This window comes from Streptomyces flavidovirens DSM 40150, assembly GCF_000429085.1.
GTDB lineage: Bacteria > Actinomycetota > Actinomycetes > Streptomycetales > Streptomycetaceae > Streptomyces > Streptomyces flavidovirens.
Map to the genome: position 1 here is coordinate 31,686 of NZ_AUBE01000005.1, position 19,548 is coordinate 51,233.

21 protein-coding genes are annotated in these 19,548 nt (G+C 71.6%); 11 read left to right on the top strand and 10 right to left on the bottom strand.

Going from position 1 to position 19,548, the window contains the following annotated elements; genetic code table 11:
• Positions 1–13: 13 nt before the first annotated feature.
• Positions 14–469, bottom strand: a complete 456-nt coding sequence (locus G412_RS0109450) for a MarR family winged helix-turn-helix transcriptional regulator (protein WP_028811889.1) — start codon at positions 467–469, stop codon at positions 14–16.
• A gap of 110 nt (positions 470–579) precedes the next feature.
• Here G412_RS0109450 and G412_RS0109455 point away from each other — a divergent pair, with 110 nt between their 5' ends.
• Both G412_RS0109455 and mltG read left to right on the top strand, forming a co-directional pair.
• Complete coding sequence (locus G412_RS0109455) at positions 580–2,391, top strand: ABC transporter ATP-binding protein (protein WP_028811890.1); 1,812 nt, start codon at positions 580–582, stop codon at positions 2,389–2,391.
• Between the two features lie 111 nt (positions 2,392–2,502).
• A complete protein-coding gene (gene mltG / locus G412_RS0109460) occupies positions 2,503–3,324 on the top strand; it encodes an endolytic transglycosylase MltG (protein ID WP_028811891.1) in 822 nt (273 codons plus the stop codon).
• Between the two features lie 4 nt (positions 3,325–3,328).
• On the opposite strand, the gene G412_RS33735 is transcribed toward mltG, so the two are convergent.
• Positions 3,329–4,555, bottom strand: coding sequence for an NAD(P)-binding domain-containing protein (locus G412_RS33735; protein ID WP_078606883.1), 1,227 nt, complete (start codon positions 4,553–4,555; stop codon positions 3,329–3,331).
• Positions 4,556–4,640: 85 nt separating this feature from the next.
• Between G412_RS33735 and G412_RS0109470 the strand changes: the two genes are divergently transcribed.
• Both G412_RS0109470 and G412_RS0109475 read left to right on the top strand, forming a co-directional pair.
• Positions 4,641–4,931 (top strand): hypothetical protein, encoded by a 291-nt coding sequence (locus G412_RS0109470; RefSeq protein ID WP_028811892.1) that lies wholly within the window; start codon positions 4,641–4,643, stop codon positions 4,929–4,931.
• 19 nt (positions 4,932–4,950) lie between these two features.
• Positions 4,951–5,373, top strand: a complete 423-nt coding sequence (locus tag G412_RS0109475; protein ID WP_028811893.1) for a secondary thiamine-phosphate synthase enzyme YjbQ — start codon at positions 4,951–4,953, stop codon at positions 5,371–5,373.
• Positions 5,374–5,485: 112 nt separating this feature from the next.
• Here G412_RS0109475 and G412_RS0109480 read toward each other — a convergent pair whose 3' ends face one another.
• Complete coding sequence (locus G412_RS0109480; RefSeq protein WP_028811894.1) at positions 5,486–5,752, bottom strand: WhiB family transcriptional regulator; 267 nt, start codon at positions 5,750–5,752, stop codon at positions 5,486–5,488.
• 142 nt (positions 5,753–5,894) lie between these two features.
• Between G412_RS0109480 and G412_RS0109485 the strand changes: the two genes are divergently transcribed.
• Positions 5,895–7,079 (top strand): zinc-dependent alcohol dehydrogenase, encoded by a 1,185-nt coding sequence (locus tag G412_RS0109485; RefSeq protein ID WP_028811895.1) that lies wholly within the window; start codon positions 5,895–5,897, stop codon positions 7,077–7,079.
• A gap of 74 nt (positions 7,080–7,153) precedes the next feature.
• Here the strand turns inward: G412_RS0109485 and G412_RS0109490 are convergent, their stop codons facing one another.
• The 3 genes from G412_RS0109490 to G412_RS0109500 form a co-directional block, all read right to left on the bottom strand.
• Positions 7,154–7,987, bottom strand: coding sequence for a D-alanyl-D-alanine carboxypeptidase family protein (locus G412_RS0109490; protein ID WP_078606884.1), 834 nt, complete (start codon positions 7,985–7,987; stop codon positions 7,154–7,156).
• A 191-nt stretch (positions 7,988–8,178) separates the two neighbouring features.
• Positions 8,179–8,883, bottom strand: a complete 705-nt coding sequence (locus G412_RS0109495) for an HAD family hydrolase (RefSeq protein WP_028811897.1) — start codon at positions 8,881–8,883, stop codon at positions 8,179–8,181.
• A 25-nt stretch (positions 8,884–8,908) separates the two neighbouring features.
• Positions 8,909–9,391 carry an Lrp/AsnC family transcriptional regulator gene (locus G412_RS0109500; protein WP_028811898.1) on the bottom strand — a complete coding sequence of 161 codons (483 nt, stop codon included), beginning with the start codon at positions 9,389–9,391 and terminating at the stop codon, positions 8,909–8,911.
• 240 nt (positions 9,392–9,631) lie between these two features.
• On the opposite strand from G412_RS0109500, the gene G412_RS0109505 reads away from it, so the two are divergent.
• Together G412_RS0109505 and G412_RS0109510 are read left to right on the top strand one after the other, a co-directional pair.
• Positions 9,632–11,140 (top strand): FUSC family protein, encoded by a 1,509-nt coding sequence (locus G412_RS0109505; protein ID WP_028811899.1) that lies wholly within the window; start codon positions 9,632–9,634, stop codon positions 11,138–11,140.
• Positions 11,141–11,252: 112 nt separating this feature from the next.
• Positions 11,253–12,338 carry a lactonase family protein gene (locus tag G412_RS0109510; protein WP_051338225.1) on the top strand — a complete coding sequence of 362 codons (1,086 nt, stop codon included), beginning with the start codon at positions 11,253–11,255 and terminating at the stop codon, positions 12,336–12,338.
• Between the two features lie 138 nt (positions 12,339–12,476).
• Here the strand turns inward: G412_RS0109510 and G412_RS0109515 are convergent, their stop codons facing one another.
• Positions 12,477–13,400, bottom strand: a complete 924-nt coding sequence (locus G412_RS0109515) for a sirohydrochlorin chelatase (protein WP_078606885.1) — start codon at positions 13,398–13,400, stop codon at positions 12,477–12,479.
• Between the two features lie 95 nt (positions 13,401–13,495).
• Positions 13,496–14,605, bottom strand: coding sequence for an N-acetylglucosamine kinase (locus G412_RS0109520; protein WP_051338226.1), 1,110 nt, complete (start codon positions 14,603–14,605; stop codon positions 13,496–13,498).
• 89 nt (positions 14,606–14,694) lie between these two features.
• On the opposite strand from G412_RS0109520, the gene G412_RS0109525 reads away from it, so the two are divergent.
• Positions 14,695–15,372 carry a uracil-DNA glycosylase gene (locus G412_RS0109525; protein WP_028811903.1) on the top strand — a complete coding sequence of 226 codons (678 nt, stop codon included), beginning with the start codon at positions 14,695–14,697 and terminating at the stop codon, positions 15,370–15,372.
• Positions 15,373–15,402: 30 nt separating this feature from the next.
• Here the strand turns inward: G412_RS0109525 and G412_RS0109530 are convergent, their stop codons facing one another.
• Entirely contained in the window at positions 15,403–15,945 is a 543-nt protein-coding gene (locus tag G412_RS0109530) for a DUF6328 family protein (protein ID WP_028811904.1), read from the bottom strand.
• Between the two features lie 135 nt (positions 15,946–16,080).
• Between G412_RS0109530 and G412_RS0109535 the strand changes: the two genes are divergently transcribed.
• Both G412_RS0109535 and G412_RS0109540 read left to right on the top strand, forming a co-directional pair.
• The gene (locus G412_RS0109535; protein WP_028811905.1) at positions 16,081–16,668 is read left to right on the top strand and encodes a TetR/AcrR family transcriptional regulator; all 588 of its coding nucleotides are present in this window, start codon (positions 16,081–16,083) and stop codon (positions 16,666–16,668) included.
• The gene (locus G412_RS0109540; protein WP_028811906.1) at positions 16,665–17,042 is read left to right on the top strand and encodes a hypothetical protein; all 378 of its coding nucleotides are present in this window, start codon (positions 16,665–16,667) and stop codon (positions 17,040–17,042) included. The genes G412_RS0109535 and G412_RS0109540 overlap by 4 nt, the downstream gene beginning before the upstream one ends.
• Before the next feature lie 96 nt (positions 17,043–17,138).
• On the opposite strand, the gene G412_RS0109545 is transcribed toward G412_RS0109540, so the two are convergent.
• Entirely contained in the window at positions 17,139–18,224 is a 1,086-nt protein-coding gene (locus tag G412_RS0109545; protein WP_028811907.1) for a WD40/YVTN/BNR-like repeat-containing protein, read from the bottom strand.
• 209 nt (positions 18,225–18,433) lie between these two features.
• Here G412_RS0109545 and G412_RS0109550 point away from each other — a divergent pair, with 209 nt between their 5' ends.
• Entirely contained in the window at positions 18,434–19,486 is a 1,053-nt protein-coding gene (locus tag G412_RS0109550) for a hypothetical protein (protein ID WP_028811908.1), read from the top strand.
• Positions 19,487–19,548 lie beyond the last annotated feature (62 nt).

Below are 19,548 nucleotides of genomic sequence, written 5' to 3' on the forward strand. Positions count from 1 at the left end.
CCGTCCCCTCGGCTCAGCAGCGGCGCTCCGGCATTCCGTCGACCAGAGCGGACAGCAGGTCACCGAGCACCTCGCGCTGCTCGGTGGTCAATGGAGCCAGGATGTCCTCCGCGGCGTCGCGGCGCGCGTTGCGAAGAGCGCGGAGTGTGGCCCGGCCGGTGTCGGTGAGCTCGATCCTTATCACCCGTCGGTTGGTGGGATCGGGCACGCGGCGCACCCGGCCGCTCGCCTCCAGGCCGTCGACGAGGGTGGTCACGGCGCGGGGGACCACGTCGAGGCGCTTGGCGAGGTCGGCCATCCTCGGCGGCGGCTCGTGGTGCAGGTCGTAGTGCGAAACGGTGCGCAGCAGGCGTGACTGGGCCGGAGTGATGCCGATCGGCTCCATCTGCTGACGCTGGATCCGGTGAAGCCGGCGCGTCAGCCGGAGAAGCTGCTCGGCCAGCAGGCCGTCGGCGTCTGAGGTGCTCATACCCGCACGATATCAGGACCTTGCTCACGGTGAATAGAGTCATTGTGAGTACAGGTAACAATGAGCTAGGCTCTGAGAGTCGCCGTAATATCACCCGCGCGAAGGAGCCCATGCACCCCGATCGACCCACGTGGACACCACCGGCCCGCGATCCCGCCCAGCCGGAGGAGCCCGCGCAAGTACGCCGCATTCTCCGGCTCTTCCGCCCCTACCGGGGCCGGCTGGCCGTCGTCGGCCTGCTCGTCGCCGCCTCGTCCCTCGTCGCTGTCGCCTCCCCGTTCCTGCTCAAGGAGATCCTCGACACCGCGATCCCGCAGAGGCGCACGGGGCTGCTGAGCCTGCTCGCCCTCGGCATGATCCTCACCGCCGTGGTGACGAGCGTCTTCGGCGTGCTCCAGACGCTGATCTCCACGACGGTCGGCCAGCGTGTCATGCACGACCTGCGCACCGCCGTCTACGCCCAGTTGCAGCGCATGCCGCTCGCCTTCTTCACCAGGACCCGCACCGGCGAGGTGCAGTCCCGTATCGCCAACGACATCGGCGGCATGCAGGCGACGGTGACCTCCACCGCCACCTCGCTCGTCTCGAACCTCACCTCGGTCGTGGCCACGGTCGTCGCCATGCTGGCCCTCGACTGGCGGCTGACCGTCGTCTCGCTGCTCCTGCTGCCGGTGTTCGTGTGGATCAGCCGCCGGGTCGGGCGCGAGCGCAAGAAGATCACCACGCAGCGGCAGAAACAGATGGCCTCGATGGCCGCCACCGTCACCGAGTCGCTGTCGGTCAGCGGCATTCTGCTCGGCCGCACCATGGGCCGCGCCGACTCCCTCACCAAGTCCTTCGCCGACGAGTCGGAGCGCCTCGTCGACCTCGAAGTGCGCTCCAACATGGCCGGGCGCTGGCGGATGTCCACCATCGGCATCGTCATGGCCGCCATGCCCGCCGTCATCTACTGGGCGGCCGGCCTGACCATGCAGACCGGCGGCGCAGCCGTCTCGCTCGGTACGCTCGTCGCCTTCGTCTCGCTCCAGCAGGGACTCTTCCGGCCCGCCGTCAGCCTCCTGTCGACGGGTGTGCAGATGCAGGCCTCGCTCGCCCTCTTCCAGCGGATCTTCGAGTACCTCGACCTGCCGGTGGACATCACCGAGCCCGAGAAGCCGGTCCGGCTGGAGAAGATCCGCGGCGAAGTGCGCTTCGACGACGTCCACTTCACGTACGACGAGAAGAGCGGTGCGACTCTCACCGGCATCGACATCACGGTCCCGGCGGGCGGCAGCCTGGCCATCGTCGGGCCCACGGGCTCGGGCAAGAGCACGCTCAGCTATCTGGTGCCCCGGCTGTACGACGTGACGGACGGCGGCGTCACCCTCGACGGCGTCGACGTGCGCGACCTGGACTTCGACACGCTGGCCCGCGCCGTCGGCGTGGTCTCCCAGGAGACGTATCTCTTCCACGCCTCCGTCGCCGACAACCTGCGCTTCGCCAAGCCCGACGCGACCGACGAGGAGCTGCGCGCCGCTGCCGAGGCCGCGCAGATCCACGACCACATCGCCTCACTGCCCGACGGATACGACACCTTGGTCGGCGAGCGGGGATACCGCTTCTCCGGCGGTGAGAAGCAGCGCCTGGCGATCGCCCGGACCATCCTGCGCGATCCGCCCGTCCTCATCCTCGACGAGGCGACGAGCGCGCTCGACACCCGTACGGAACACGCCGTGCAGCGGGCCATCGACGCGCTCTCGGCGGGCCGTACGACCATCACCATCGCGCACCGGCTCTCCACGGTCAGGGACGCCGACCAGATCGTCGTCCTCGACGGCGGAAAGACCGTCGAGCGCGGCACCCACGAGGAACTGCTCGCCCACGGCGGCCGGTACGCGGCGCTGGTGCGCCGGGACGCCCGGCTGTCCCCGGCCGCCACCTGACAGCTCCTCCACCTCGCGCTCGTGTGCTCATGCCGCACGGGGTGAGCCGGTTGCCGTCCCCGGGGCCCCGGGGTCCCGGCAACGGCGGGCGAGGCGGGTTAGCGTGCCCGCATGGAGAACGAGTCCGCACAGAAAGGGCCCGCGAGCAGCCCCCGTCCGGGGCGCCGCGGCCGACTGCTGCTGATCGTGGGCATGGCCGCCACGGTGGTGACCGCCGCGGTCCTGGTGCCTCTGCTGCTGCTCAAGGAGGAGAAGCGCGAGCCGCGGAGCCTCCTGATCCCGGAGGGATGGCGGTCCTCCCAGGTGTACGCAGCGGTCGACAAGGAGCTCGGCGTCGTACCGGGAACGACCGAGAAGGCGGCGCGCACGGCATATCTGAAGCTGCCGCGCGCGGCCAGGGAGAATCCTGAGGGCTACCTCTTCCCGGCCACCTATCCCGTCGACGAGAAGACGACACCGGCGAGTCTGCTCTCGTACATGGTCAACACGGCGGGCAAGAACTTCGGGTCCACGCCCGCGGCGTACCGGAAGGTCGTCATCGCCAGCATCGTGCAGGCCGAGGCGGACACGGCGGAGGACATGGGGAAGGTCGCGCGGGTCATCGACAACCGGCTGACGCGCGGCATGCCGCTCCAGATGGACTCGACGCTGAACTACGCGCTGAAGCGTTCGACCCTCGACACCACGCACGCGGACACGAAGATCGACACCCCGTACAACACGTACGAGCGCACCGGCCTGCCACCGACGCCGATCGGCAATCCGGGCCGGCAGGCGATGGACGCGACGCTGAAACCGCCGCCGGGGGACTGGCTGTACTTCGTCACCGTCGCGCCCGGGGACACCCGCTTCACGGCGAGCTACGCCGAACAGCGCAAGAACGTCGAGGAGTTCAACGCGAACCGCAGAGGCGTGAGCAAGAACGGCGGCTGACGCCTCAGCCCCCGACCGGAAGGGCCTGCGCAGCCACGCTCTCCGAGGCCACCGGCCGCACCGGCACCGGAACGGCCTGCGCAGCCAGGCGCTCCGGAGCCATCGGCTGTGCCACCGGCCGCGCCGGCCCCGGTACCGCCTGTGCCGCCACGCGCCCGGTCGGCGGCCGCTCCAGCAGCCGCATGATCCCGCGCACGGCCGCCCGCCCCGCCCGGTTGGCCCCGATGGTGCTGGCCGACGGCCCGTACCCCACCAGGTGGATCCGCTCGTCGCGCGCCGCCCGCGTGCCCTCCACACGGATGCCGCCACCCCGCTCGCGCAGCCTGAGCGGCGCCAGGTGGTCGGTCACGGCGCGAAACCCGGTGGCCCACAGGATGACGTCGGCATCGACCGTACCCCCGTCGGCCCAGGCCACCCCGTTCGGCGTAATCCGGTCGAACATCGGCAGCCGCTCCAGCACGCCCTCCGCACGAGCCCGCGCGACCGCCTCGGTCACGGGCAGGCCGGTCACCGACACGACGCTCTGCGGCGGCAGACCGCGCCGTACCCGCTCGTCGACGAGCGCGACCGCCGCCCGCCCCTGGTCCTCGCCGAACGGACCGTCACGGAAGACCGGCGGCCGCCGCGTCACCCATGCCGTCTCCGCCGCGACGCCGGCGATCTCCATCAGATGCTGTACGCCGGAGGTCCCGCCGCCCACGACGACCACCCGCTGCCCGGCGAACTCCTGCGGCCCCGGATAGTTCGCGGTGTGCAACTGCCGCCCGCGGAAAGTCTCCTGGCCGGGGTAGCGGGGCCAGAAGGGCCGGTCCCAGGTGCCAGTGGCGTTGATCAGGGCGCGCGCCGACCAGGTTCCCTGCGACGTTTCGACGAGCAGCCGCCCGTCCGCTCCGCCGCGCACCGCGGACACCGCGACGGGCCGGCGTACCCGCAGGTCGAAGGTCCGTTCGTACGTCGCGAAGTACTCCCCGATGACCTCGGAGGAGGGACGGTTGTCGTCGGCGCCGGTCAGCTCCATGCCCGGCAGGGCATGCATGCCGTGGACCTTGCCGTACGTCAGCGAGGGCCACCGGAACTGCCACGCGCCGCCGGGGCGCGGGGAGTGGTCGAGGATGACGAAGTCGCGGCCGGGCTCCAGGCCGGCCCGCCGCAGGTGGTAGGCGCTGGACAGACCGGCCTGCCCGGCGCCGATGACGACCACGTCCACGTCCCGCACCCCAATATTGTTCATGTTTCTACTAACAGGCCGAGGGCTGCGGATCTTCCCGCCACTTTCCGCCCCACGTAATTCCCCGCGATGTGGGTACGGTGCCGGAATGACCCCCGTCGATTACGTGTACCGCGTGGACGCACCCGCAGGAAGCGCCGGCTGGCGCCCCCTCGGGGCCCGCTACCGGGGCACCATCACCACCGCCACCCAGCCCGAGGACGCCGAATTCGTGGCGGCGGTGGTGGTGCGTGACCTTGCGACGGAGTGGGACCACGAGGGCTCGGGCGTCCATCACGTACGTATCTGCGTATGGCGCGACATCGAGGGCGTCGGCCCGGAGGACGCCGAATGCACAGTGGAGGTCCAACCGGACCTGGACACCCTGCCGGGTGCGTAGTCGTGTGCATGATGGAGGCATGTCCGACGCCTTCACCACCCGCATCCTGAACGTCACCACCGGTACGGACGAGACCGTGGCCGACCTGACCCACGACTGCGAGCAGTTCCTCCAGCAGGCCGCACGGGGCAGGGACGGTCTGCTCAACGTTTTCGTCCCGCACGCGACGGCCGGCATCGCGATCCTGGAAACGGGCGCCGGCAGCGACAGCGACCTCCTCGCCGCGCTGCACACCCTGCTTCCCGCCGACGACCGCTGGCAACACCGCCACGGCACCCCCGGCCATGGCCGCGACCACGTACTCCCCGCCCTGGTCCCCCCGCACGCGACACTGCCCGTGATCGGCGGCCGCCTGGAACTGGGCACCTGGCAGTCGGTCTGCCTGGTCGACACCAACAAGGACAACCCCGACCGCCGGGTCCGCCTGAGTTTCCTCGGCTAGGCCGCCCCGGCGGGCTGTCCTGCATCGGGTCACCGATGATCAAGGCCCTCCGGGCCCGGAAGAGCACAGGCAGCACAGACGGCGGCCGGACCGCGCACCCGCCAGTACCGGCTCAGTCCTGAGCGCCCGTCCTGCGGCCGGATCGCGCACCCGCCCGGTGCAGCGCGGAGCGCTCCTCCTCACTCAGGCCGCCCCACACCCCGGTGCGCTGTCCCGAACGCACCGCGTAGGTGAGGCACTGCCGCGTCACGGGGCAGCGCCCGCACACCTCCTTGGCCGCCGCCTGCTCGTCCAGTGCGGGCCCCTTGACCCCCACGGGGAAGAAGATTTCCGGGTCGGTGTCCGCGCACGCAGCCCTGCGCAACCACCTCTGGTCCATCGGGAGCCCGTCCATGAGCCGCCGGGTGCCCGCCCCGTCCGGGGGCAAACCCCGGCGTGTGCGCGATCCGGACATTCAGGAATGGCGGCGCCCGCCGGGGGGACCCGCAGCCACGTAGGGAGCCGGCGAGGAGGAGAGAGCGATGCGCGCACTGACCTGGCACGGAAGGCGGGACGTACGGGTGGAGACGGTGCCCGACCCGCAGCTGAAAGAGCCGACCGACGTGATCGTACGCGTCACCTCGACCGGCATCTGCGGTTCCGACCTGCATCTGTACGAGGTCCTGGGGCCCTATCTGGATCCGGGAGACATCCTGGGACACGAGCCGATGGGCGTGGTCGAGGAAGTGGGCGCGGGCGTCTCCACGCTCGCGCCGGGCGACCGGGTCGTGATCCCTTTCAATGTCTCCTGCCAGCACTGCTTCATGTGCGAGCAGGGCCTGCACTCGCAGTGCGAGACCACCCAGGTCCGGGAGCGCGGCATGGGCGCGGCGCTGTTCGGATACACCAAGCTGTACGGTCAAGTCCCCGGCGGCCAGGCCGAGTTCCTGCGCGTACCGTTCGGTGACAGCCTGCCCGTCAAAGTGCCCGAAGGGCCGCCCGACGAACGCTTCGTCTACCTCTCCGACGTGCTGCCCACCGCCTGGCAGGCCGTCGAGTACGCCGCCATTCCGCCCGGCGGCACCGTGACCGTACTCGGCCTCGGCCCCATCGGCGAAATGGCGGCCCGCGTCGCGCTGCACCGGGGCGCGAGCCTGGTGGTCGGCGTCGACCTGGTGCCGGAGCGGCTGAGCCGCGCGGGCACCCGTGGTGTCAAGGCGCTCGACCTGCGCGGTTACGGCAAGGACCTCCCCGACGCCATTCGCGACCTGACCGGCGGCCGGGGCACCGACGCCGTGATCGACGCCGTCGGCATGGAGGCACATGGTGCTCCCGTCGCCAAGGCGGCGCAGTGGGTGACCGGCCTGCTGCCCGACGCGGTGAGCCAACGGCTGATGGAACACGCCGGTGTGGACCGCCTGCACGCCCTGTACACCGCGATCGACGTGGTGCGCCGGGGCGGCACGATCTCGCTGTCCGGCGTGTACGGCGGCATGGCGGACCCGATGCCGATGCTGACGCTCTTCGACAAGCAGATCCAGTTGCGGATGGGCCAGGCCAACGTCAAGCGCTGGGTGGACGACATCCTGCCGCTCCTCACCGACGGCGACCCCCTGGGCGTCGAGGGCTTCGCCACCCACTCCATGCCGCTCGCGGACGCGCCGAGGGCGTACGAGATGTTCCAGACCAAGCAGGACGGAATGATCAAGACGCTGCTCAAGCCCTGAGGTCTGCCCGCCGACGGGACGAGAACGCCCCGGCCGGAAAGCGTCCGGCCGGGGCGTTCCGTACTGCCGTGTGACTAGTCCTGCTCGGCTCCCGCCGGGAGCGTGCGCAGCTTCATCGTGGTGCGGGTCCTGAACGCCCAGTCGAGCATCTTCTTGGCGTCCGTGTAACGGTCCGGGCTGTTGAGAACGACGCCCGCGACCGTCCGGTCGCCCCGCTTGGCGGCGAACACCAGGCAGGGACCCGCGACGGAACCGGTACCGGTCTTGATGCCGATCGCGCCGCTGTACGAACCGAGCAGCTTGTTCGTGTTGTACCAGGTGTACACCCGGCCGTTGGTGGCCGTCTGCTTGGTGCTGGTGGCCTTCACGACCGACCCGAAGGTCGAGTTCCCGAGGGCGCGCCGGGCCAGCTTGGCCGAGTCGCGCGGCGTGGTGTAGTTGCTCCCCGCCTGCGAAATGCCGTCGAAGGAGTCGTACTTGGTGTTGGCCATCCCCAAGTCCGAGGCCTTCTTGTTCATCTTGGAGATGAACGACTTGGTGCGGGCCGCCTCGGTGGTGCCCGTGCCGAACGTGTCGGCCAGGGCGTACGCGGCGTCGCAGCCCGACGGCAGCATCAGCCCGTACAGCAGCTGACGCACCGAGAGCTTGTCGCCCTTCTTCAGATCGGCCGTGCTCGCACCGTTACGCGCGACGTAGTCGCGGTAGCTCTGCTTGACGGTGATCTTCTTGTTGAGGTCCACGCCACGGGTCTCCAGCACCACGACGGCCGTCATGACCTTCGTCGTGCTGGCCATCTGCCGCTTGGTGTCGGCGGCCTTGCTCCACAGCGTCTTGTTCGGCTTGCTGTCGAGCAGGAACGCGCCCTTCGCGCGAACGGAAGGACCGGTGGCCGCCTGTGCGGAGGACATGGGTGTGATCACCGCGAATGCCGCCGTCGACGCGACCAGCGCCGTCCCCCACCGGCGGACTGAAATGCCCCCTGATCTCACGTATGGATCTCCGTTTCACTCACTGGACACATCTGTTGAACGGCATGCTCGCATCAGCTTCGCAGCGCGGGAACGGTGGGGTGTGCGTGAAGGCAGATGATGTGACGTGTTCAAGCCGGAGTTGACGCAGCGGGCCGCCGGCGGAGCCAGTGGTACGCGGCCTGCGCCGTGAACTCGTCCTGGCCGCCGGGGAAGAGCAGCCCGGCCGTGGCGAACGCCGGATCGTCCTGCGTCCCGCGCACGTACGGCACGGCGACGCAGCGCATGCCCGCGGCGTTCGCCGCCGCCGCGCCCGCCGGGGCGTCCTCCAGGACCACGCAGTCGGCCGGCGCGGCGCCGATCCTGCGCGCGGCCTCCAGGAAGACATCGGGCGCGGGCTTGCCGTACGGGACCTCTTCGGCGGAGACAACCTCGGTGATCAGGGTGTCCAGACCGGTGCCGGCGAGCACGGCCTCGATGGCGGCCCGCGAGGAGCCGGAGGCCACGATCATCGCGGTCCCCTCGGCGTGCAGCCGTTCCGCGAACTTCCGCATCTCGGGGAAGACTTCGGTGGACGCGGCGGCCAGCTCCAGGTACAGCCGGTTCTTGCCGGCGAGTAGCTCGTCGAGCGGCGCGGTGATCCCGTACTGCTCACGCAGGGCGGCCAGCGTCTCGCGCGTGCCGATGCCGATGAAGCGGGTGTGGTCCTCCCAGCCGAAGTCCGTGACGCCGTACCGGGCGAGCAACTGCCTGCCCGCCCGGTAGTAGTTCGGCTCGCTGTCCACGAGCGTGCCGTCGAGATCGAAGATGACCGAGGTGCGGGGCGGGAGGCTCATGGCACCAGCATGCCAAGCCGGCCGGTCAGTCCCGCTTCGCGGCCGCCCGGCCCACCGACTCGACCAGCGGAAGCAGCCGGTGCGGGACCCGCTCGCGCAGCGCCACCTCGGTCCGTGTCCGTACGACGCCGGGAATCTGGATCAGCCGCTGGATGACGTCCTCCAGATGCCCGGCGTCACGCGCGGCCACCCGCGTCAGCAGGTCCCCGCCGCCGGTGATGGAGAACGCCTCGATGATCTCCGGTACGGCCGCCAGGGCGTCGCCCACCTCGTCCAGATGCCCCTGCGTGACCTCGACGTGCACGAAGGCGAGCACGGGGTGGCCGAGGGCGGCGGGGGAGAGGCTGGGACCCGTACCGGTGATCACACCGTCGCGCTCCAGCCGGTCGAGGCGGGCCTGGAGCGTTCCCCGCGCGATGCCGAGCAGACGGGCGTACTCACGCACGCTGGTGCGCGGCTGCTCGATGAGGAGCCGCAGGATGCGGGTGTCGAGCTCGTCCACTGCCATGATCCGTTGGTCTCCTTCTGGCCCTGCTGCCGGACCATCGACTGTACCAATGGTCCAGTCGTATGGGGACGAGTTGAGCCACTGTGCCTCTTGATGCTTTCCTTTTACTTATTGATGGCGCCGCCAGCGCCGGACGGCAACGAAGCCGCCTTCCGGACCCGCGGCGCCTTCGCCATGTCTGAAGTCCGAAGCGGATGCTTCGTACGCCGAAGGGGGGCGGAACCTACCGTCGTGAAGAGGATGTTTACCGCTCCTGATCCGGGCCTCCTGCGCCTGCGCGTCTCCACGCGCGCCGTCATCGGCGTGGGTCTTTCGGTGGCGGCCGCCGAACTGGCCGGGCTGTCCCTGACCGCCTCCATCACCGCGGGCCTGGCCGCGCTGCTCGCGCTCTTCACCGTCCAGGACGCGACCGTGCGCCGCCAGGCCGCCACGACCGCCCTGCTCCCGGTCGCGGGCTTCCCCGTGCTCGCCCTCGCGACAGCGCTGCACGGCGCACCGCTCCTGCGCGACCTGGCGTTCCTGCTGGTCGTCTTCTGCGGCGCGTACGCCAGGCGGTGGGGGCCGCGCGGGCACGCGCTCGGCATCTTCGCGTTCATGCAGTTCTTCGCCACCCAGTTCCTGCACGCCGTCCCCGGCCAGCTGCCCGAGCTGTACGGCGCACTCGCGCTCGCCGTCGCCGTGGCGGCCGCCGTGCGCTTCGGGGCGTGGTGCATCGAACGGCGCACCCCGCCGCCCGCCGTCCCGCCGCCGCTGACCGGGCGCGGCCTCTCCCGGCCGACCACCCGGCAGGCGTTCCAGGTCACCGCGGCGTGCGCGTTCGCGCTCGCCCTGGGCCAGCTGCTCTCCCAGGAGCGCTGGTACTGGGCCGTCGGCACAGCCTGGTGGATCTTCGTCAACACCACGGCGCGCGGCGAGACCCTGGTACGCGGCTTCCGTCGCGTACTCGGTACGGTCGCCGGCATCGGGGCCGGCCTGCTGATCGCCGTACCGGTCGCCGGGGCCCCCGCGCCGACCGCCGCGCTCGTCGCCGTCTGCGTGTTCGGGATCTTCTACACGGCCGCTCCCTCGTACAGCTGGATGATGTTCTTCGTGACCGTCATGGCCGGTCTGCTGTACGGACTCCTCGGCGTCCTGCACCCCGGACTGCTCCTCCTGCGCTTCGAGGAGACCGCCGTCGGCGCGATCGGCGCGGCCCTCGCCGTCGCCCTCGTCCTGCCCGTCACCACCCACGGCACGACCGACGCCTGGATCCAGCGCGCCCTGCACTGCGTGCGCGCCTGCACGGCGGACGCCGCCCGCCGGCTGGCCGGGGACGACACGGCCGACCCGGCGCACCGCGTCGCCGAACTGGAACTCCTCCTCGGCCGGGTGCGGATCTCGCTCGCCCCGCTGGTGCACCCGCTCAGCCCGCTGCGCGCCCGCAAGGCCCGCGCCCGCCAGGTCATCGCCCTGCTCGACGACTGCGCCCGGCTGGTACGGGCCCTCGCCTCCGTCGCCGCCGACCCCGACGCCTCCCACGACGCCCGCCTCGCGGCCGCCTGCTGGCGTGTGGAGGCCGCGGTGGAGGCGCTCGTATCGCCGTCGGCCAGGCCCGAGGGCGCGGAGCCGCCGCTGGCGCCCGTACAGGCGTCCGGGCACCACCCGGGGGCCGAGGCCGCCCTGCGTCATCTCCACGAGCTGGAGAGGGCGCTCGCCGACCTCGCCACGCCCCTGCGCACCTCGCCGCGCGCCCCCGTGGTGAGCGCCTGAGCCGGGGCCGGCAACCGCCCCCACCGAGCGGACCGCCGCCCCGGCAGAATGTGATCGAAGCTGTCACAGTCTTGCGGCTGTACGCGGTCAACTGGCGGAAAGGGGCTCCACGGTGAGCAGCAGCAACGAGGCCGAACGGGCTGGGCGAACTGGGAGGTCCCGGCGGGCCGGGCGGGCGTTCATCGGGTCGTTCACCTCGGCAGGGGGACGCGGGATCACCGCCGCCGCCGTGGACCCGGAGACAGGCGCCCTGACCGTGCTCGGATCCACCGACGCCGTCGCCGACCCGTCGTTCCTCGCGCTCGCCCCCGGTGGAAAGATCCTCTACGCCGTGAGCGAGACCGAGGACGGGGCGGTCGCCGCCTTCGACGTGACCGGCGACGGCGCCCCGCTCCCGGCCGGTGAGCCGGTCCTCGTGGGCGGCGCCGCGCCCACCCACCTCACGCCGGCCGCCGGGCATCTGGTGACCGCGAACTACGGCTCGGGGAGCGTCACGGTGCTCCCGGTCGGCGCGGACGGCGCCCCGGAAGCGGCCACCGGCGTACTGCACCACCGGGGCAACGGTCCCGACCAGGACCGGCAGGCGGGACCGCACGCGCACCAGGTGCTGCCCGACCCCACGGGACGGTGGGTGCTCAGCGTCGACCTCGGCACCGACTCCGTACGGGTCTGCGCACTCGCTTCGTCCACCGGGACGCTGCGCGTGCACACCGAGACCGCGCTGCGGCCGGGCACCGGGCCGCGCCACCTGGCCTTCCACCCCGCAGGCGGTCACGCGTACGTCCTGGGCGAGCTGGAGCCGGCCGTCACCGTCTGCCGCTGGGACGCCGAGTCGGGTGTGCTCGTACCGCTCGGTGAGGTCCCTGTCGTGGAGCCGGGCGCCGACGGAGCGACGTACCCCTCCGCGGTGGTCGTCGCCCACGACGGGCGCTTCCTCTGGGCGGCCGGCCGCGGGCACGACAGCATCGCCGTGATCGCGCTCGACGCGTCCGGCGCCAACGCGCGGTTCGTGACGACGGTGGAGTGCGGCGGTCACTGGCCGCGCGACCTCACCCTGGACCCCTCGGGACGCAGGCTGTACGCCGCCAACGAACGCTCCGGGGACGTCACCTGGTTCGACATCGACCAGGAGACGGGCGTCCCGCGCCGGGCCGGCTCCATACAGGCCCCGGCGGCGTCCTGCGTCGTCTTCGGCTGACAGGAGCGCCCGAGGGCCCGCACCGGTGAGTGTCACTCGGTGAGTGTCACTCGGTGAGTGTCACTCGGTGCGGGCCCTCGGGCTTCGTGCGTGCCCGTCCCTCCGTACCGCGGTCGGCGTGCGGTGGGGGGGCGGCGCTCAGTGGGCCGGCATGCCCTGTGCCGGCTGCGGGGCGATGCCCAGCGCGGTCGTGTAGTGCGACAGGGCGAGCTTGCCGATCGCCGGATAGGCGCCCAGCGGCTCGGCGGTCGCGCAGTCCGCCTCCTTGACGGCCGCGTCCAGCAGGCTGTCGGGCACCTCGGGGCCGATCACGTACGGCGCCAGCGCGAGCTGGGTGGAGCCGGAGCCGCGCAACTGCTCCGCGACGGCGCCGACCGAACCTTCCTCATCGAGTGCGGCCGCTATCACCGGTACGGCGAGCCGCGCGGCCAGCAGCATGCCGGTGATGCCGGCGGCCTGCACGGCCTCGTCGCCGCCCACGGTGGCGAGGATGATGCCGTCGGCCGCGGTGGCGACCGTGAACAGCCTCGCGCGGTCGGCGCGGGACAGGCCGGCCTCGGAGAGGCGCACGTGCAGGGCCTCGGCGAGCAGCGGGTGCGGGCCGAGGACGTCGGTCAGCTCGACGGCGGCACGGCTGTCCATGACGGCCTGCCGTATCCGGCGCATCAGAGCGTTCTCGGGGCCGGCGAGCAGCGGCACCACGACGGCGGCCGGGCCCTGCGGCTCGGAGACCTCGCGGCCCGCGGCGAGCGCATGCTCGTAGCGGGCGGTGCGCTCGGAAGCGGTGCGCGCGAGGACGTTCTCCAGCGCGGGGTACTCGTCGTTGTCGCCGTCGAGATAGCCGATCCTGGCCTCAAGTCCGGGCAGCTCGGAACGGGCGATACTGACGACTTCCTCCGCCAGGCTGCGCGACGCGCTGCCCGGCGTGCCGGGGACGGCGAGGACAAGCGCGGGCGCGCCCTCGGGAGCCACCACGGGTTCCGGCCGGCGGTGCCGTCCGGACTGTCGTGGTCGCGGCATTCGTACAGGCAGGCCGGATGCGGGCCCAGTGGGGGAGCTCATGGCGCCGCATGCTACTGCGTTTGTCTGCTTGGCTGTTCGGGGAGGGGGCGTTGCAGCGGTGTCTGTCCGCATTTATCCCGTGAGTCGCTATGAGTTCAACTGCCCTGCTCTGTGCGTACGTGCAGCAGGCGCCCGTCGGCCGGCAGCCGCAGACCGTCCGTGGCGAGCGCCGCGGCGACGCGCACGGCTCCGGCCAGCGGATCTCCCGCCGCCGGGACGGTACGCGCGTGCGGCAGCCGCGCGGCGAGTGCGTCCCGCAGTGGTACGAGCAGCGGGTCGCCCATCTTGAACAGGCCACCGGTGAGGGCGACCTCGCACTCCCCGGACGGCGGGCACACGGCGGCGGCGGCGTCGGCGATGTGCCCGGCCGCCTCCCGCAGGATGCCGGCCGCGACTGGATCGGCGGGTTCGGCTGCCGCGCAGCGGGCCACTTCCGGCGCGAACGAGGCGAGCACGGCGGGGCGGTCGGCACGCGGGTAGAGCAGGCCGGGCAGTTGGGGCGCCGGACCGAAAACCGCCTCCACGCGGGCCAGCAGGGCGCGTGAGCCACCACTGCGCCCGTCGTGGGCGCGCATCGCGGCTTCGAGTCCGGCGCGGCCGATCCAGGCACCGCTACCGCAGTCGCCGAGCAGATGCCCCCAGCCGTCGGCCCTGCGCCAGCGGGAGAGGTCCGTACCGAGCGCGATCATCCCGGTGCCGGCCGCGACCACCGCTCCCGGCCGCAGGCCGAGCGCTCCCGCGTACGCCGTGACGGCGTCGGCGGCGAGCGCGAGGCGCCGTACGCCCAGCGCGCTCTCCAGCGCTCCGGGCAGCCGGGCACGCAGGTCGTCGCCGAGGGTCGCCATACCGGCGGCGCCGATCGCCACGGCGTCGATGGTGACGGGGCGCGTGGAGCCGGCGTGCGGGTCTCCGACGTCCGGGTCTCCGGCGGTCCGGTCTCCGGCGTCCCCGTCTCCGGCGTTGTCGAGGAGTGCCCGTGCCATGGGCAGTAGCTGGTCCAGGAGATGCGCCGCGTCGATTCCGGCGGGTCCCGTGCGTACGGGCTCACGCGACGCGGTGGTTGCGGCGTGTCCGGTGTCCGAGCGTCCGTCGCACGGGGCTTTCGCGAGCGCCACCCGCAGCCCCGAACCGCCGGAGTCGACCCCGAGCACCCACGGCGTCACGGCAGCCGTCCGGACGTCCGGCGAACGCCTGCGTGACCTCATGGACCGGCTCCGGGGAGAAGGAGGAGTGACCGCGGCAGCCTATCCCGGCTGTCGGCCGTGCTCCCCGTAGGCCGGTAGGGTGACATGCCGTGGCAGCACGACCGTTGAACGAACTCGTAGAACCCGGATGGGCGCAGGCGCTGCGTCCTGTGGCCGGGCGGATCGCCGCGATGGGCGACTTCCTGCGCGCTGAGATCGCAGCCGGCCGCACCTATCTGCCGGCCGGAGCACATGTCCTGCGGGCCTTCCAGCAGCCCTTCGACGAGGTTCGGGTCCTGATCGTCGGTCAGGACCCCTATCCGACGCCGGGAATGGCCATCGGGCACAGCTTCGCGGTCTCGCCCGACGTACGTTCCCTGCCGGGCAGTCTGGAGAACATCTTCCGGGAGCTGCACACGGATTTGGGCCTGCCCCGGCCCTCCAACGGCGATCTGACGCCGTGGACCCGACAAGGCGTGCTGTTGCTCAACAGGGCGCTCACCACGGCGCCCCGCAAGCCCGCGGCGCACCGCGGCAAGGGCTGGGAAGAAGTGACCGAGCAGGCCATCCGCGCCCTGGTCGCGCGTGGCAAACCGCTGGTGTCCGTGCTGTGGGGACGTGACGCCCGCAATCTGCGGCCGCTGCTCGGGGACTTCCCCGCGATCGAGTCCGCCCACCCGTCACCGATGTCGGCGGACCGCGGATTCTTCGGCTCGCGGCCGTTCAGCCGGACCAATGAACTGCTGGTCCGCCAGGGGGCCCAGCCGGTGGTCTGGCAACTGCCCTGAGCTCTCCCGGCACAACCGGTCGGCTGTGGTTCACGTGTCGGTGCGGCGCGCGGAGCGGCGGCGGAGCCGAAGCGGCAGTACGTACCAGCACAGGGCGAACCACAGCATGACACCACCGGCGAGGAGCTCGCCGACCAGGCTCGGCAGCACAACGTGCAGGATGAGCAGCAGGGTGCAGCCGATGGTCAGGGCGAGGAGCACCATGCCGCACATCATCAGCCGGCCGGCGGCCTCCACCACTTCGTCTTTCATGCGCTGGCCGGACAGGAAGCGGTGAATCGACACCGGCGCTATCAGCGAACCGGTGGCCGCCGCGCCGAGGACCACGGTGATCACGTACACGGTACGGTCGAAGGTCTGAAGGTCCCTGAACACAGGGGTGAACGCCACGCTGAGAAGGAATCCGAAGAGGATCTGTACGCCGGTCTGCGCGACCCTGGTCTCCTGAAGTATCTCGTTCCAGCGGCGATTGACGCGCTCGCGCGGGGTTTCCGGCGGCTCGTGGCCGGGAGCACCGTCCGTTCCACATGAAGTGCACGTACCGGTTTTGGTCGGCTGCTCCGTCATGGCCATGGCATCCTCCAGGTTCGAGAAAATCCGGATGCCCATTTTCTGCGTCATCACACCCCCCTCGCTGTCGGCCGGGTGCGCTTCGCGGCTCGGCACCCCCGGCTATTAACCATACCGATCGACCCGTATGGTTAAGGCATGACACTTCCCAGCGCCCCTCGTGGGCGCCCCAGAGACAGTCGCGCCCACGAAGCCATCCTGGCCGCCACGGCCGAGCTGTTGGTCGAGGTCGGATACGCGGCGACCGCGATCGGGGCCGTGGCCGCTCGCGCTGGTGTCGGTAAGGACACCATCTATCGACGCTGGTCCGGCAAGGCCGAGTTGGTGTACGAGGCGGTCTTCACCGAGACCGACACGATGGCGGCGCCGGACACCGGCAACCTGACGGCAGATCTGGCCGCGCTCCTCGACGCCCTGATCCAGGAGTTCACCGCCCCGGCCGCCGCTGCCGCCCTGCCCGGCCTGCTGGCCGACTTCGCCGCCGCCCCGGTATTGCGGACCCGCATCCGGACCCACTTCCTGGCCCCCGCGAAGGCCGGCCTTGCCGAGGTGTTCGAGCGAGCGGTGCGGCGAGGTGAGACCGGCGCCGACGTACCGGTGGATCTGATCCTGGACACGCTGGCCGGAGCTGTCTTCTTCCATGTCGGGCTCGTGGGCGAGCGCCCCGCACCGAAGCTTGCCACCCAACTGGCCGCGATCGTCGGCCGCGGAATCGAGGCACGATGAACGGCTGGTTCCTCACCGCCGGTATAACCGCCGCCGGGGTCGCCGCGATCCACATCGTCGGCGGTCGTCGCGACGTCGTCCTGCCCCTGCTGGCAGGCAATCTCCCCGACGAGCCCCGACGCGTCCTGCACGCCGTCTGGCATATGGTCACCGCCGACCTGGTCCTGGCCGCTGCCGCGCTGATCTGGCTGTCACCGGGCGACCGGCCAGGCGGCGAAACCGTCGCCTGGATCCTGTCCGCCCACTTCGTCGCCTACTCGGCCGCGTTCCTGGCGGTGACGCTGGCGGCCAGGTGGTCCAAACCGCTGCTACGACTGCCGCAATGGATTCTGCTCCTGCCGGTGGCGGTACTGACCGCGGCCGGGGCGCTCTGAACGCCGCAGTCCATGGGGAACGGCTGGGGGGCACGGCCCGCGCCCCAGCGCGGGCCTGCTGAGCCGCACTGCCTGCCGGCGGCGCGCCCGGCCCGGTCAACCGATGACCGCGGCCCGCACGCACAGCACATCCGGCAGATGAGAGGCGAGCATCTGCCAGCTGTCCCCGTCGTCCGCGCTCGCGAAGAGCTCGCCGTTGCGGTTGCCGAAGTACACCCCCGCCGGGTCGGCGTCGTCCGTACAGAGCGCGTCGCGCAGCACCGTTCCGTAATGCGGCTCCTGGGGCAGTCCGGCCGTCAGCGGCTCCCAGCTCTTGCCCGCGTCCCTGGTGCGGTAGACCCGGCACTTGTTGTCGGCGGGCACTCGGTCGGAGTCCGCCGTGATGGGGAAGACGTACGCCGTGTCCGCGCGGTGCGGATGCGCGGCGGCTGCGAAACCGAACGTCGAGGGCAGCCCCGCCCCGATGTCGGACCAGTTGGCCCCGGCGTCGTCGCTGCGGAACACCCCCCAGTGATTCTGCAGATACAGCCGGTCGGGATCGGCCGCGTCCTGAACGACCTTGTGTACGCACTGGCCGAACTCCGGGTTGGGATCGGGCAGGAACACCGCCGACACCCCCTTGTTGGACGGGGTCCAGCTCGCCCCGCCGTCCAGCGAGCGGAACACGCCCGCCGTGGACACCGCGACCGTCACGGCCCGTGGGTCACGCGGGTCGGTGATGATCGTGTGCAGCCCCTCGCCACCACCGCCCGGCACCCACTGCGAGCGCGTCGGGTGCTCCCACAGCGGCCGTACGAGCTCGAAGGACTCGCCGCGGTCCTCGGAACGGAAGAGCGCGGCCGGCTCCGTCCCCGCGTACACCACGTCGGGAGCCTCGGGCCCGGCCGGATGCAGCTGCCAGACCCGCTCCAGCGACGCACCCGTGAACTCCGGGAACTTCACGGCGGGTTGCCTGGGCTCCACCCAGGTCGCACCGAGGTCGTCGGAGTGGAAGACCGAGGGACCCCAGTGCAGGCTGTCCCCGCCGGCGAGCAGCCTGGGCATCGCGCCGCGGGTGTCGATGGCGATCGAATACACCGCCTGCGCGTTGAAATGGGGCCCGTCGATCTCCCACGCGCCGCCGCGCCTGCGGCCGATGAAGAGCCCTTTTCGTGTTCCTACAGTGAGCAGTACGTCGGTCATCGCCGACACCTCCAGGACGCCGTTGTCTCAGATACGGGCCAGTGTGCACCCCACCACTGACAACGGCCGCCGGAGAGCGTGTTGCCGCAGCTCAGGACGGCATGCCGGGGAAAACAAGCCCCCTCCGCCCCGAGTGGAACCGGACGGTACGCGACGCTCGTTATAACACCGGGAGCGATCGGCAGTACCGAAGCGAGGGGAGAGCGCCGGTGACCAACGGTGCGGTACGGATCGACGGGGACAATCTTCTGCTGCCGGGCGGGGTGCGGGTGCGTTTCGTACGTACGCTGCGCCTGCCCGAGAAGGGGACGCACTCCCTGCCGCCGGGCCTGGGCCACTTCCCGCTGCGCAGGGTCGAGGACTACGCCGCCACAGTCCCTCAGGAGTGGCTGGACAGAGGCGGCGTCATGCTGCCCGTGTATCTGCGCGAAGCGATGTGGCTGAGCTTCGCCGGGACCGTGGAACCGAACGCCCTTCAGGTCGGGGTCGGGAAGGTGTGCGCGGTGTCGGGCAAGCCGTGGAGCGGCCGGCTGTCACGGGGCCCGCAGAACTACCTGGTGCTGCCCCGCCAGCCGTGGCTCGACGGCATAAACTCCGGGTCGGGAACGGTGCGGCAGTTCGTCGCCGTACCGCTCGGGATGGGAGCGACCGTCGAGGGCCAGGTCACCGGCGAGGAGAAGTGGGGCGGACTGCAACTGCAGTCGTGGACGCTCGCGGACGGGCCGCTGGAGGCGTGGCGGGAGGAGCAGCGGCGGGCGGCCGAGCGGCGGGCCGCCATGCCGCGGTCCGCGGCCCCGTACGGCATGCCGGGGGCTGCCCCGGCCGTGATGTCCGCCTCCGGAGGCGGCTGGGGCAGTCCCCCCGTGCCACGGTCCCCGGCGGCGGCGATGGGGCTGGGTGTGGGCGGTTCCATGCGTCAGGAGGTCTACAAGGACGACCGGCCCGCCTCCGACTGGGCCGCCGAGCCGTCGGGCCGGGTCTTCGTCCATCTGGTGACCCCGCCGGAATGGCGGCGTATCACCGGGGAGGAGCCCCCGTCGTCCCCCGTCGACCGGGCGGCGTACACACGGGCGGGACTGCCCTGGTTCGACTACTACGACGCCGACGGCGAGGACTTGGCGCCCGCGGACACGCTGGGCGGCGTGAAGCCCGTCGGTGAGTGGCTGGGCGACGACCACACGCCGTGGCAGCAGCCGTCACCGCACCAGGTGAAGCCGCTCGGCGACGCGCCGGGGAAACCGGTGGCGGACGGCGACTGGTAGCGGCCGAAGGACCGGACCGGGTCGGGGGACGTCCGTGGCGGTGAGGTGCGCCGCGGCGGGGA